12 protein-coding genes and 1 pseudogene are annotated in these 13,242 nt (G+C 75.0%); 7 read left to right on the top strand and 6 right to left on the bottom strand.

Annotated elements, in window-relative coordinates:
- Nucleotides 1-2 precede the first annotated feature (2 nt).
- The 5 genes from ACTHMF_RS01115 to ACTHMF_RS01095 are packed head-to-tail and all read left to right on the top strand — an operon-like array spanning nt 3 to nt 4,430.
- On the top strand, nt 3-239 hold the full coding sequence (locus ACTHMF_RS01115; RefSeq protein WP_440315945.1) for a DUF6457 domain-containing protein: 237 nt from the start codon (nt 3-5) through the stop codon (nt 237-239).
- 35 nt (nt 240-274) lie between these two features.
- Entirely contained in the window at nt 275-1,390 is a 1,116-nt protein-coding gene (locus tag ACTHMF_RS01110) for a molybdopterin-binding protein (RefSeq protein WP_440315964.1), read from the top strand.
- 60 nt (nt 1,391-1,450) lie between these two features.
- A complete protein-coding gene (locus ACTHMF_RS01105; protein WP_440315944.1) occupies nt 1,451-2,500 on the top strand; it encodes a hypothetical protein in 1,050 nt (349 codons plus the stop codon).
- Complete coding sequence (locus tag ACTHMF_RS01100; protein WP_440315943.1) at nt 2,494-3,759, top strand: bifunctional PIG-L family deacetylase/class I SAM-dependent methyltransferase; 1,266 nt, start codon at nt 2,494-2,496, stop codon at nt 3,757-3,759. Before ACTHMF_RS01105 ends, ACTHMF_RS01100 begins: the two co-directional genes overlap by 7 nt.
- Nucleotides 3,756-4,430, top strand: a complete 675-nt coding sequence (locus ACTHMF_RS01095; protein WP_440315942.1) for a glycosyltransferase — start codon at nt 3,756-3,758, stop codon at nt 4,428-4,430. Before ACTHMF_RS01100 ends, ACTHMF_RS01095 begins: the two co-directional genes overlap by 4 nt.
- Before the next feature lie 77 nt (nt 4,431-4,507).
- Here ACTHMF_RS01095 and ACTHMF_RS01090 read toward each other — a convergent pair whose 3' ends face one another.
- Nucleotides 4,508-5,095, bottom strand: coding sequence for a Dps family protein (locus tag ACTHMF_RS01090; protein WP_440315941.1), 588 nt, complete (start codon nt 5,093-5,095; stop codon nt 4,508-4,510).
- 134 nt (nt 5,096-5,229) lie between these two features.
- Between ACTHMF_RS01090 and ACTHMF_RS01085 the strand changes: the two genes are divergently transcribed.
- Nucleotides 5,230-5,826: a dihydrofolate reductase family protein gene (locus ACTHMF_RS01085; RefSeq protein WP_440315940.1), complete on the top strand. Its 597-nt coding sequence runs from the start codon at nt 5,230-5,232 to the stop codon at nt 5,824-5,826.
- Nucleotides 5,823-6,185, top strand: a pseudogene (locus tag ACTHMF_RS01080) (isochorismatase family protein); the annotation flags it as partial. The gene ACTHMF_RS01085 and the pseudogene ACTHMF_RS01080, both read left to right, overlap by 4 nt.
- 213 nt (nt 6,186-6,398) lie before the next feature.
- Here the strand turns inward: ACTHMF_RS01080 and ACTHMF_RS01075 are convergent.
- From ACTHMF_RS01075 to ACTHMF_RS01055, 5 genes are all read right to left on the bottom strand, one after another.
- Nucleotides 6,399-7,625 (bottom strand): MFS transporter, encoded by a 1,227-nt coding sequence (locus ACTHMF_RS01075; protein ID WP_440315939.1) that lies wholly within the window; start codon nt 7,623-7,625, stop codon nt 6,399-6,401.
- Between the two features lie 90 nt (nt 7,626-7,715).
- Nucleotides 7,716-8,573, bottom strand: a complete 858-nt coding sequence (locus ACTHMF_RS01070) for an endo alpha-1,4 polygalactosaminidase (RefSeq protein WP_440315938.1) — start codon at nt 8,571-8,573, stop codon at nt 7,716-7,718.
- A gap of 9 nt (nt 8,574-8,582) precedes the next feature.
- A complete protein-coding gene (locus tag ACTHMF_RS01065) occupies nt 8,583-10,673 on the bottom strand; it encodes a heavy metal translocating P-type ATPase (protein ID WP_440315937.1) in 2,091 nt (696 codons plus the stop codon).
- Between the two features lie 28 nt (nt 10,674-10,701).
- The gene (locus tag ACTHMF_RS01060) at nt 10,702-12,960 is read right to left on the bottom strand and encodes a heavy metal translocating P-type ATPase (protein WP_314149230.1); all 2,259 of its coding nucleotides are present in this window, start codon (nt 12,958-12,960) and stop codon (nt 10,702-10,704) included.
- A gap of 22 nt (nt 12,961-12,982) precedes the next feature.
- Nucleotides 12,983-13,192 carry a heavy-metal-associated domain-containing protein gene (locus ACTHMF_RS01055; RefSeq protein WP_314149229.1) on the bottom strand — a complete coding sequence of 70 codons (210 nt, stop codon included), beginning with the start codon at nt 13,190-13,192 and terminating at the stop codon, nt 12,983-12,985.
- Nucleotides 13,193-13,242 lie beyond the last annotated feature (50 nt).

Raw genomic sequence — 13,242 nt, 5'->3', positions numbered from 1 at the left:
ACATGGAACCGGAGCAGTTGGACGACTATGCGCGGCGCGCGGCGGCAGAGCTGGGCGTCGCCATCGAGGACGGGGACGTCGCGGTCCTGCTGGACCTCGCGAGGGACGCCGCGCACGGCGTCGCACGCCCGGCGGCGCCGCTCACGGCCTACCTCGCCGGCCTCGCCGTCGGCTCCGGACGGAGCCTGGAGGACGCGGTCGCCGCCCTGCGGACCGTGATCGGCGGTGAGCAGCGGTGACGCCGTGGGAGCAGGCGGCGGAGGCGGCGTAAGCGCTGGGCGCCGCACGGCCGACGGAGCAGGAGGACGTCCCGGCGTCGCACGCGCTCGGCCGCACGCTCGCGGCCGAGGTGCGCAGCGGGCGGGCCCTGCCGACCTTCGACAACTCGGCGATGGACGGCTGGGCGGTGGCAGGCGAGGCGCCGTGGCGGCAGGGCGCGCCCGTGCTCGCCGGCGACGCGCCGGACGGCCGGGTGCTGCAGAGCGGGGAGGCGCGCCCGAGCGCGACCGGCGCGCCCGTCCCGCCAGGAACGCTCGGCATCCTCCGCGCGGAGGCCGGGATCGTGGACACGGTCGACGGCGGCACCCTGGTCGACACCCTCGGCGTACCGGAGCCCGGCCAGGACATCCGGCTGCGCGGCGAGGAGGTGGACGTCGGGGAGGTGCTGCTGACCACGGGCGAGGTCGTCGGTCCGCCCGCCCTCGGACTGCTCGCTGCTGCGGGTGTCGCCCGCGTTCCCGTGCGGGAGCCGGCCGTCGTGGACTTCCTGCCGATCGGCGACGAGCTGAGCGGAGCCGCGGAGGCACCCGGCCGCGTCCCGGACGCGCTGGCCCCGACGATGCCGGCACTCCTCGGGCCGTACGGCGCGGAGTGCAGCGTGCGCACGCCGATCCCGGACCGCACCGGAGCGCTGCTGGACGCGCTCGCCGCGGGGACGGCGGCAACGCTTGTCACCTCCGGCGGCACCGCGCACGGCCCGGCGGACGTGGTGCGGCCCGCCCTCGACGCGCTCGGGGCGCGCATCCTGGTCGACGGGATGGCCGTGCGGCCGGGCGGCTCGGTGATCCTCGCCGAGCTCCCGGACGGGAGGGCGCTGCTGGCGCTGCCCGGCAACCCGCTCGCCGCCGTGGTCGGCGCGTTGCTGCTGGCGGGACCGCTGCTGCTCGGCCGGCTGCTGCGCCCGCTGCCCACCCTGCCCGCGCTGCCGTCCTGGCCCGCGGAGGCGGTGGACGGCCGGGTGCGGGCCGTCGTGTGCCGGCTGCACGACGGCGTCCTGGTCGCGGTGCCGCACCAGCGCTCGGGGATGCTGCGCGGGCTCACCGCTGCGACCCACCTCGCGCTCGTCTCCTCCGGCGACACCCGGCTGCTTCGGCTGCCCTGGTCGGAGTGACCGGCCGCGGCCGCCGCCGTCAAGGGGCTCGCCATCGGCGGCCGACCGGGGGATGCTCGGGTGGTGATCCCTGCCCTCGACCAGACACCCGCCATCGACCGCCCCGATCCCGGCAGCCCGGCGCTCGAGAGCTACCTCGCTGTCGCCGCAGAGGCCGACGGGCACGTGGCGCCCCTGCTCGACGCGCTCGCCGGGCTTGCCCCGGCCGACCTGCTGCCGCTCCCGGGCTCCGGGGCCACGCTCGACCGGTTCCGCGGCCTCGCGCGAGTCGCCGCGGCCGACGTGACGGCGGCCAGGGTGCTCGAACCGCACCTCGACGCGGTCGCCATCCTCGCGGAGGCGGGCGAGCCCGCCCCGCCGGCGGGCAGCACCTGGGGCGTGTTCGCCGCCGAGGCTCCGGGCGCGGAGACGCGCGCGGTGCGCACCGGCGCCGGCTGGGCGCTGGATGGACGCAAGGCGTGGTGCTCGCTGGCGGGATCCCTCACGCACGCGCTGGTGTCGGCCGTCACCGACGACGACGGCGGCCGCCGCCTGTTCGCCGTCGCCCTGCGCGACGAGCGCGTGCGCGTCGAGCCGGCCGGCTGGGTCGCGCACGGGCTCGCCGAGGTCGAGAGCGGCCCGGTCCGGTTCGACGCCGCCCCCGCGACCCCGGTCGGCGCGACCGGCTGGTACCTCGACCGGCCCGGCTTCCGCTGGGGCGGCATCGGAGTGGCGGCGTGCTGGCTGGGCGCGACGCTGCCCCTCCTCGGCGCGGTGACGGGGAAAGCGCGCTCGCGCCAGGACGACGCGCTCACGGGCGCGCGCGCCGGGGCGCTGCACCGCAGCGTGCACGCCGCACGGCTGGCGCTGGCCGACGCCGCCGCGCGCATCGACGGCGGAGCGGAGCGGGAGCCCGCCGCGCTCGCGCACACGGTCCGCGGCCTCGCCGCCGACGCCGCCGTCGAGGCGCTCGCGTGCGCGAGGGACGTGCTCGGCCCGGCCGCGCTCGCGTTCGACGCCTCCCTCGCCCGCCGCTGCGCCGACCTCGAGCTGTACGTCGCGCAGTACCACCGGGGCAGGGACGACGCCTCGCTGGCGCGCCACCTGGGCGAGGAGGACGCGTCGTGGTGACGTTCGATCCGCTCCTCGCCCTGACCCCGGCGGCCGTCTGGCAGGACGCGTCGCGCCGCGCGAGCGGCGAACCGCTGACCCGCGCCGACCTCGCCGGGTTCGACTCGGTGGTGGTGTTCTCCGCGCATCCCGACGACGAGACGCTCGGCGCCGGGGCGACCATCGCCGCGGCCGCCGCCCTCGGCCGCCACGTCTCCGTGGTGGTCGCGACGTGCAGCGAGCCCGGCCGCCGCGCGGAGCTCGACGCGGCCGTCGCCGCGCTCGGCGTCCGCGCGGGGACCACCTGGCTCGACCTGCCGGACGGCGGGCTGAAGCACCATCAGGACGAGCTGGAGGCCGCGGTCGCCCACGTCCTCCCGACCGGCGGCGCGGGCACGAGGCTCGTGCTCGCGCCGTGGCCCGGCGACCGGCACGGCGACCACCGCACCCTTGGCCGGGTCGTCGCGCGCGCCGCGCGGGAGGCCGGCGACCGCGTCCTGCTGTACCCGATCTGGCTGTGGCAGTGGGGGACGCCGGAGGACGTCCCGTGGGAGCGCGCGGGCGGCTACCGCCCCACCGACGACGAGCGCGACCGCAAGCGCGCGGCGCTCGACGCGTTCGTCTCCCAGCGCCACACGCCGGAGACGCCGGACGGCGTGCTGTCGCCCGAGCTGCTGGCGCGCGCGGTCGACGGCGACGAGCTGTTCATCGCACCGGTCGCCGATCCGCTCGCCGCCCACTTCGAACGCCTGCACCGGGAGGCGGACGACCCGTGGGGTGCGCGCACGCGCTGGTACGAGCGGCGCAAGCGACGCCTGCTCACCGCGTCCCTGCCCCGCGAGCGGTACGGCAGCGGGTTCGAGATCGGCTGCTCCAACGGCGAGACCTCCGCGGCGCTCGCGGAGCGCTGCGGCAGGCTGCTGAGCGTGGATGCGGCCGCCTCCGCTGTCGCCCTCGCCCGCGAGCGCACGGCCGGGCTGCCCGGTGTCGCCGTCGAGCGGATGCGGGTGCCGGAGCAGTGGCCGTCCGGCCGCTTCGACCTGATCGTCGTCTCCGAGGTCGCCTACTACCTGGCGGCGGACCAGTGGGCGGCCTGCTCCGAACGCATCGCCGCGTCCCTGGCTCCCGGCGGGCACGTCGCGCTGTGCCACTGGACGGGCACAGCCGACGACTTCGCGCAGTCCGGGGCGCAGGCGCACGCCGCCTTCGCCGCGCGGAGCGGACTGCGCCGGATGGTCGGGCACACCGAGGACGAGTTCCTGCTCGAGGTATTCGGATGACCGTGCGGCACCTCGTGGTCGCCGTCCCCGCCCGGGACGAGGAGCCGACCCTCGCGGCGTGCCTGCGCTCCCTCGGCCGGACGCGCGAGCGCATCGCCATCCCGTCGACCGTCGTCGTGGTCCTCGACTCGTGCACCGACGGATCGGCGGACGTGCTGCGCCGGTTCCCCGACGTGATCGCCGCCGAGCGGACGCACGGGAACGTCGGGCTCAGCCGCGCGGACGCGGTCGCGATCGGTCTCGGCGCCGTCCCGACGCCGCCGGAGCAGACCTGGCTCGCGTTCACCGACGCGGACAGCACCGTCGCGCCGGGCTGGCTGGGGGAGCACCTGGCGGCCGAGCGGGCGGCGGACGCGTACGTCGGCGCGGTGATCCCGCGGCTCGGCGACCTCGACGCTCCCCGGCGCAGGGCGTGGCGGCGCAGCCACGGCCCCGGCGCGACCGTCGGGCACGTGCACGGGGCCAACCTCGGCGTGCGGGCCAGCGCGTACGCCGCGGTCGGCGGCTTCCGGCCGCTCGCGGTGGGCGAGGACGTCGACCTGGTGGAGCGGCTGCGGGCGGCGGGACACGTCGTCGCGGCGGACGACGCGCATCCCGTCCGCACCTCCAGCCGCCTGGTCGGCAGGGCCCCGGACGGGTACGCCGGCTACCTGCGCGACCTCACGGTCTGACGCCATCGCTTCCGGAGTTCGCCACGCTCGCGCCCGGCGTGTCGCGGCAGCGATCCCGGAAGCGATGGCGGCGGGGTTCAGCTCGCGGAGGGCGTCCGGTTCTCGGCGCTGACCATCCAGGCCAGCTGCTCCAGGCGCTCGATGATCGCGTGCAGCAGGTCGGCCGAGGTCGGGTCCTCCTCGTCCACGTCGTCGTGCACCGAGCGCATGGTGCGCACGACGGTCTCCAGCCGGTTGGTGATCAGGTCGACGGCCTCCGTCGTATCGATCTCGCCGTTCGGGAACTCTTCGAGCGACGTGGACTCCGCGACGGTGCGCGAGCGGCCGTCCGGGGTCGCGTGCAGCGCGCGCAGGCGCTCGGCGACGTCGTCGCTGAACTCACGCGCGGCCTCCACGATCTCGTCGAGCTGCAGGTGCAGGTCGCGGAAGTTGCGGCCGACGATGTTCCAGTGCGCCTGCTTGCCCTGCAGGTGCAGCTCGATCAGGTCGACGTGCACGCGCTGCAGGTCGCCGGCGAGCGAGGCGGAGGCGACGAAGCCGCCCTCGGCGTTCTCGCGGCGGGTCGAGTGCTCTCCGGCGCTCGCGGCCTTCGGGGAGCTGGTCCGCGCAGCGGCGACCTTCGCCTGCTTCGTCTTCGTCCCGGACTTCGTTCCCGCAGTTGCCATGGTCTTCCTCCTTCTGGTGGATGGGTTCGCCGGGGACGGTAGCCCGGGCCGCCGCCCCGGGCAACCGGGTTGACGCCGGGGCTGGCGCCCGGGTGGCGGGCGGCGCAGACTCGTCGTGATCGCAAGGAGGCGAGATGGGCTCGATAGTTGTGCAGACGTTCCTGACGCTCGACGGCGTCGCTCAGGCGCCGGGCGCCACCGACGAGGACGGCGACGGCGGTTTCGAGCACGGCGGCTGGCAGTGGGGATACGACGACGAGGACACCGTCCGCGCGTGGGAGACGCGCACGAGCGCGCTGCTGCTGGGACGGCGGACGTACGAGATCTTCGCGAACTCGTGGGGCGTCTGGGACGAGTCGGCGGAGGGGTTCCAGGGCGAGCTCACCCGGCTCTACAACCGCATCCCCAAGTACGTCGCGTCGAACACGCTCGGCGAGGTCGGCTGGCGGAACTCCTATCTGCTCGGGCCGGACGTGCCGGCAGCGGTCCGGCGGCTCCGCGAGGAGGCGGAGGGCGAGATCCGGGTCTGGGGGAGCACCCGGCTGATCAGGACGCTGGCCGAGCACGACCTGGTCGACGAGTACCGGCTGATGGTCTACCCGCTCGTCCTCGGGACCGGGAAGAGGCTGTTCGGCGATGGCTTCCCGCTCTCCCGGCTGGCGCTCGTGGAGACCAGGGGCCTGGCCTCGGGGATCGTCATCAGCACGTACCGGCGGGCGGAGGCGTCGTGAGCACGCTTCCGGGCCGGGCCGGATCCGCGCTGCTGGTGATCGACGTGCAGAACGGGGTGATCGGCGGAGCGCACCGGCGGGACGAGGTGGTCGCGACCATCCGCTCGCTCGTGGACCGCGCGCGGGGCGAGGGCGTCCCTGTGGTGTGGGTGCAGCACTCCGACGAGCACGTGCCGGAGGGCAGCGACGCGTGGCGGTTCGTCCCCGAGCTGGTGCGCGAGGACCGCGAGGCGCTCGTGCCGAAGCACTACCCCGACGCGTTCGAGGGCACCGACTTGGAGGCGGTGCTCGCCGCGGCGGGCGTGGAGCGCATCGTGGTGACCGGCTCGCAGACCGACGAGTGCATCCGCTCGACGATCCACGGCGGGTTCACCCGCGGGTACGACGTCACGCTGGTCGGCGACGCCCACACCACGGAGGACCTGAGCGAGTGGGGAGCACCGGCCCCGGAGCTCGTGGTCGCGCACACCAACCTGTACTGGTCGGGCCACACCGGCCCGGCCGCACCGCCGACGTCGCCCCCGCCGCCACCGTCCCGCTCCGCTGACTTCTTCCGTGCCCTTCGCGGGGGTTCAGGGGGCGGTTTCGTGGCGGGCCAGGCGGAACGGGGAGAGCGCGAGCACGGCGGTGGCGAGCAGGATGCCGGCCACGGCGATCCACGCGGCGTCCTGGTAGCCGAGCGCCGTCGCGAGCACGCCGCCGAGCGGAGCGCCGACGACGATCATCGCGCGGTTGACCGAGCGGATCGTGGTGTTGGTGCGCGCCTGCAGGTGGTCCGGCGTCACCGCCTGCCGGTAGGCCATCTCGTTCGCGTTGCTGAGGCCGAGCCCGAGGCCGTACAGCGCCTGCCCCGCGCACAGCAGGACGACGACCGGCCAGCCGGCCAGGCCGAGCGGAGCGGAGGCGACGACGGCCCAGCCCAGCGTCATCACGAGATTGCTCGCGATGACCGCCCGGCCCGCGCCCCAGCGCCGTCCCGCCCGCGGCGCGAGCGAGCTGCCGATCAGGCCGGCGACCCCCGCCGCGGCCAGCGCGACGCCCAGCTGGAACGCGGACAACCGCAGCCCGAGCAGGGCGAGCGAGACGAAGACGGTGCCGAACACGGCGTTGAACAGGAACCAGAGATGCGTGCCGACCGCCATCGGCCCGAGCGTCCCGTGCCGGTACACCCAGCGCAGGCCCTCGGCGATCTCCCGCCCGAGCCGAGCGCCCTCCGCCCGCGGCGCCACCGGCTCCCGCACCCGGATGGACGCGATGGCGATCGCCGACGCGAGGTAGCTGACGGCATCCACCAGCACGGCGCTCGCCGCCCCGAGCAGCGTGACCAGCGCGCCTGCGGCGAGCGGTCCCGTGGTCTGCGCGACCGCGTCACTCTGGTCGGTTCTGGCGTGCGCGGGCAGCAGGGCGGTGCGCGGCACGATGCGGGGGAGCAGCGCCTGCGACGCCGCGTCCCCGGTGAGCGAGAGCAGGCCGACCGCGGCGACGAGCACGAGCAGGAGCGGAATGGTCAGCCAGCCCAGGATGCCGAGCACGGCGACGGCCGAGAGCAGCACGAACCGGCCGAGGTCGCTGCCGACGACGATCGGCACGCGGCGCCGCCGGTCGACCAGCGCTCCGACCACCAGGCCGAGCACGAGGTACGGCAGCCAGCGCGCCGCGCTCACCAGCCCGACGTCCAGCGCTGTGCCGTGCAGCGTCGCGACGACGAGCACCTGCAGCGCGAGCGTCGTCACGTACGAGCCGAACGCGGACACGGTGTAGGCGCTCCAGTACGCCGCGAACCCGGGGATGCGGAACACTCCGCCCCGCCCCTGTCCGGTCCCCGACATCCGCGTCCTCCCGCCCTCAGGGTATCCCGCCGCCTCCGTCCGGCACCGAGGGGCGCGGGGCTAGGGGCAGGGGCGGTAGGTGTGCGCGGGGTCGGCGGGAGGGACGAGGTCGTGGTCGCGCAGGATCATGGTGACCTGGTCGGCCCGGCGCGCGCACGCGGCCGGGAAGCGGGCCGCCCCCAGCTCGTCCGTGTACTCGATGTCGAGCACCACCGGGTACGCCGCGGCGTAGGCGTCGCACTCCTCGAAGGCCGCGCAGGACTCCGTGACAGCGAAGTCGTATCCCGCCGCCGCGAGCCGTCCGGTCTGCTCCGCGGTGTTCTTCTGGGCGATCGCGAGGCCCGCCCGGTGTGCGATGCGCGCGTAGTCGGCGGCGAGCGCGAGGTTGTCTTCGGCGCTCAGCGCGCCGCGCGAACGCGTGTACGAGTCCAGGTTGTCGATCTCGACCGCCGCGTAGCCATCGCGCGCGCAGCCCGCGATCCAGCCGCCGACGATCGACGCGAGCGCCTGCCTGCGCGACGCGCTGGAGGTGTCGAACAGGTATTCGTCCGGCCAGCCCGGGTCCACCAGCGGGGCGCCTCGGGCGTGCAGGACGAGGTCGGGATGCGCCTGCGCGAAGGAGCGGGAGTCCTCCGGCTGGGTCTGGAACCCGTTCACGTAGCAGATGTCGTAGCCCGCACCGGCAGGCTCCGCGGTGCGGTCGCGCTCGACGATCGTCACCCCGGCCGGCGGGGGATACGCGCCGCCGAGCTGGTAGTCGAACCCCGCGTGCGGGTCCGGCAGTCGCACCGCGTGCCCGGCCGCCGTGGCAGGCGCGGGCGTCGGGCCCTGTGCGTCCGGCACGGCGGCGCAGCCGGTGAGGGCGGCGAGGAGGGTGCAGACGACCGCCGCTCCGGCTCTCGCAGCACCCCTCCGCACCGCTTCACCCTAGCGGGAGACCGCCCGTGCACTCTTCTCGGGCGAGAGGTCGAGCCGGCGCAGCAGCTGCGCGTTGAGCGCGACGACGACCGTGGAGAGGGACATCAGGATGGCGCCGACCGACATCGGCAGTACGAACCCGATCGGGGCGAGCACGCCCGCGGCGAGCGGCACCGAGATCAGGTTGTAGCCGGCCGCCCACCACAGGTTCTGCTTCATCTTGCGGTAGGTCGCCCTGGACAGCTCGATCACCGAGAGCACGCTGCGCGGGTCGGAGCTCGCGAGGATCACCCCGGCCGAGGCGATCGCCACGTCGGTCCCCGCGCCGATCGCGATGCCGACGTCGGCCTGCGCGAGCGCGGGCGCGTCGTTCACGCCGTCGCCGACCATCGCGACCTTCCTGCCCTCCTTCTGCAGAGCGGCCACCGTGGCCGACTTGTCCTCCGGCCGCACGCCCGCGTACACCCGGTCGATGCCCAGCTCGGAGCCGACCGCGTTCGCGACCGCCTCGGCGTCGCCGGTGATCATCACGACGTGGACGCCGAGCGCGTGCAGCGCATCCACCGCCTGCCGGGACTCGGGCCGCACCTCGTCGGCGAGCCGCAGCGCGCCGACCACCCGGCCTTCGCGGACGACGTGCAGGATGATCGAGCCGTCGCTGCGCCACGCCTCGGCACTCGGCAGCTCGGACCCGCCGATCTCCTCGAGCAGCCGCGGGCCGCCGACGCGGATCTCGGCCCCGTCGACCGTCGCGGTCACGCCGACGGCGGGGGAGGACGCGAACCCGCTCGCCGCCGCGAGCGCGAGGTCCTTCGTCCGCGCCGCGTGCACGATCGCCCGGGCGAGCGGGTGCTCGCTGTCGGCCTCCGCGGCCGCGGCGAGCGCGAGCACGGCGTCCTCGTTCAGGTCGCCGGCCGAGGCCACCTCGGTCACGGTGGGCTCGCCGGTCGTGAGCGTCCCGGTCTTGTCGAACAGCACGGTGTCGACGGTGCGCATGCTCTCCAGCGCAAGCCGGTCCTTCACCAGCACGCCGCCGCGGGCGGCCCGCTCGGTCGCGATCGAGACCACGAGCGGGATGGCCAGGCCGAGCGCGTGCGGGCAGGCGATCACCAGCACGGTGATGGTGCGCACGACCGCGTCGTCCGGGCTCCCGACGAGCGTCCACACCACGGCCGTGATGACCGCCGCGCCGAGCGCGAACCAGAACAGCAGCGCCGCGGCGCGGTCGGCGATCCGCTGCGCCCGGGACGACGAGTTCTGCGCCTCCGTGACCAGCCGCTGGATGCCCGCGAGCGTGGTGTCGTCGCCGGTCGCGGTGACCTCCACGCGGATCCCGGAGTCGGTGGCGACCGTTCCCGCGGTGACGGCGTCGCCCTCACCGCGCGAGACCGTGCGCGACTCGCCGGTGACCATCGACTCGTCGACGTCCGCGCGGCCGCTGACGATCCGGCCGTCGGCGGGGATGCTGCCGCCCGGCCGCACCAGCACGACGTCGCCGACGCGCAGGTCGGCGGGGGAGACCGGCACAACCGTGTCGCCCTCCACGCGCTCGGCCTCGTCCGGCAGCAGCGCGGCGAGCGAGTCGAGCGCGGAGCTGGTCTGCGCGAGCGAGCGCATCTCGATCCAGTGGCCGAGCAGCATGATGACGATCAGGAGCGCGAGCTCCCACCAGAACTCGAGCTCGTGGTCGAGCAGGCCGAGCGTCGCACCCCACGAGGCGAGGAACGCCACCGTGATGGCGAGCCCGATCAGCAGCATCATCCCCGGCGCCCGCGAGCGCAGCTCGGAGACCGCGCCGGTGAGGAACGGCCAGCCGCCCCACACGTACATGACGGTGCCGAGCACGGGGGCGATCCAGCCGGCCCACGACGGGACGCTGTAGCCCAGGATCATCGCGAACATGCCGGAGGTGGCGACCACCGGGATGGCGATGACGAGGTTGATCCAGAACAGGCGCCGGAACTGGCCGACGTGGTCGCCGTGGCCGGCGTGGCCCGCGTGCATGTCATGCCCGCCGTGCATGTCGTGCCCCGCGTGCATGTCGTGCCCGCCGTGCTCCGGCGTCCCCGTCGTCTGGTGGTGGGCGTGCGGATCGGTCATCGGATCGCCTTCCTCTGCTCTCACGGTACTAGCGGACGATGCTGCGGAACCCCCGCAGCCGCAGGCTGTTCAGCACGACGAACACGCTCGAGAACGCCATCGCCGCCCCGGCCAGCATCGGGTTCAGGAGGCCGAGCGCCGCCACCGGGATGGCGGCCACGTTGTACGCGAACGCCCAGAACAGGTTGGACCGGATCGTCCCGAGCGTGCGCCGGGCGAGCCGGATGGCGTCGACCGCGCCGCGCAGGTCGCCGCGGACCAGCGTGATGTCCGCGGCCTGGATGGCGACGTCCGCGCCGCCGCCCATTGCGATCCCGAGGTCTGCGGTGGCGAGCGCGGGGGCGTCGTTCACGCCGTCGCCGACCATCGCCACCACCCGGCCCTCGCCGCGCAGCCTGGCGATCACGTCGGCCTTGTCCTGCGGGAGCACCTCCGCGATCACCCTGTCGATGCCGACCTCGGCGGCGATCCGCCGGGCGACGGCCTCGTTGTCCCCGGTCAGCAGCACCGGGGACAGCCCCAGCGCGCGCAGCCGGGCGACCGCCTCCGCACTCGTCGGCTTCACTGCGTCGGCAACGACCAGGATGCCGCGCGCGCGACCGTCCCAACCGACCGCGACGACGGTCTTCCCATCCCGCTCCGCCTCGGCCTTCGCCGCGGCGACCGCGGGGCTCAGTGCCAGCGACCAATCGGCGAGCAGGCTCTCCCGGCCGACCAGCACGGCACGGCCGTCGACGACCCCGTGCACGCCCCTGCCCTCGACGTTCCGGAACCCGTCGACGCCGGGCAGCGGTCCGGCCTCGCGCGCCGCCGCCGCGACCGCCTGCGCGATCGGGTGCTCGGAGGCGTCCTCCAGCGCTCCCGCCAGGCGCAGCAGCTCCGCCGGGTCGGTGCCCTCCTCGGCCACCGTCCCGACCAGGGTCATCCGGCCGGTCGTCACGGTGCCGGTCTTGTCCAGCACCACCGTGTCCACCGCGCGCGTGCTCTCCAGCACCTCCGGGCCGGTGATGAGGACGCCCAGCTGCGCTCCGCGTCCGGTGCCGACCAGCAGCGCGGTCGGCGTCGCGAGGCCCAGGGCGCACGGGCACGCGATGACCAGCACGGCGACCGCCGCGGTGAACGCCGCCGCCGCTCCAGCACCCACCAGCAGCCAGACCGCGAGGGTCAGCAGCGCGATCCCGATCACGACCGGCACGAACACGGCGGAGACCCGGTCGGCCAGGCGCTGGATGCGCGCCTTGCCGCTCTGCGCCTCCTCGACGAGCCGCGCCATCTGCGCCAGCTGCGTGTCCGAGCCGATCCTGGTCGCGCGCACGACCAGCCGGCCGCCGGCATTGAGCGTCGCGCCGATCACCGTGTCGCCGGTCTCGACCTCGCGCGGCACGGATTCCCCGGTCAGCAGCGACGCATCGACGGCCGAGCTCCCGGAGACGACGACGCCGTCCGTGGCGATCTTCTCGCCCGGCCGCACGACGAAAGCGTCGCCGACCCGCAGCCCGGCCACCGGGATGCGCCGCTCCGTCCCGTCGCGCAGCACGGCGACGTCCTTCGCGCCGAGCTCCAGCAGCGCGCGCAGCGCCGCTCCCGCCCTGCGCTTCGAGCGCTTCTCGATGTACCGGCCGGCGAGGATGAACGTCGTCACGCCGGCAGCGACCTCCAGGTACAGCTGGGAGGCGCCGTCGGAGCGGGACAGCGTCAGCTCGAACGGGTGCGTCATCCCTGGCATCCCCGCCGTGCCGAAGAAGAGCGCGTACAGCGACCACAGGAACGCGGCGGAGACGCCGAGAGAGATGAGCGTGTCCATCGTCGCCGCGCCGTGCCGCAGGTTGATCAGCGCGGCGCGGTGGAACGGCCAGGCGGCCCAGACCGCGACCGGCGCCGCGAGCGCCAGCGACGCCCACTGCCAGTACGTGAACTGCAGCGCCGGGATCATCGCCATCGCGACGACAGGGACCGAGAGCACGATGGCGCCGATGAGGCGCGTGCGCAGCGCGTCCAGCTCGGGATCGGTGTCCCCGGCGGCCGCGCCTCGGCCCTGCTCGGCCGGCGGCGCGGGGAGCGCCGCGGTGTACCCCGTCCGTTCGACCTCGGCCACCAGCAGCGCGGGGTCGTAGCCGGCCGGGACGCTGACCGTCGCCTTCTCGGTCGCGTAGTTGACCGTCGCGGTCACGCCGTCCAGCCGGTTCAGCTTCTTCTCGATCCGCATCGCGCAGGACGCGCAGGTCATCCCGCCGATCTCGAGCTCGACGCTCGATCCCGCGGTGCCCGGCGACGCCGTCGTGCTCATCGGCTCTCCCCGTTCCGGCGGGTCAGGCGCGGACCGCGCTGTAGCCGGCCTCGTCCACAGCGGCGAGCACGGCGGCGTCGTCGAGGGGCGCGGCGGAGGTGACGACGAGGGAGCCGGTCTTCGCGCTCACCCGGATGTCCTCGACGCCGGGCAGCTGCCCGACCTCCTCGCGAACGGAGCGCTCGCAGTGCTCGCACGTCATGCCGGTCACCTGGTACTCGCTGACGGTCATCGTTCCATCCTTCCGAGATACCCCCTGTGGGTATTCCTCGGACAGTGTAG

The sequence above is a fragment of the Leifsonia sp. genome, from assembly GCF_051955155.1.
Classification (GTDB): Bacteria; Actinomycetota; Actinomycetes; order Actinomycetales; family Microbacteriaceae; genus Leifsonia.
The sequence above is the reverse complement of the archived record's forward strand: the minus strand, read 5'-3'. Positions and strand labels throughout refer to the sequence as shown.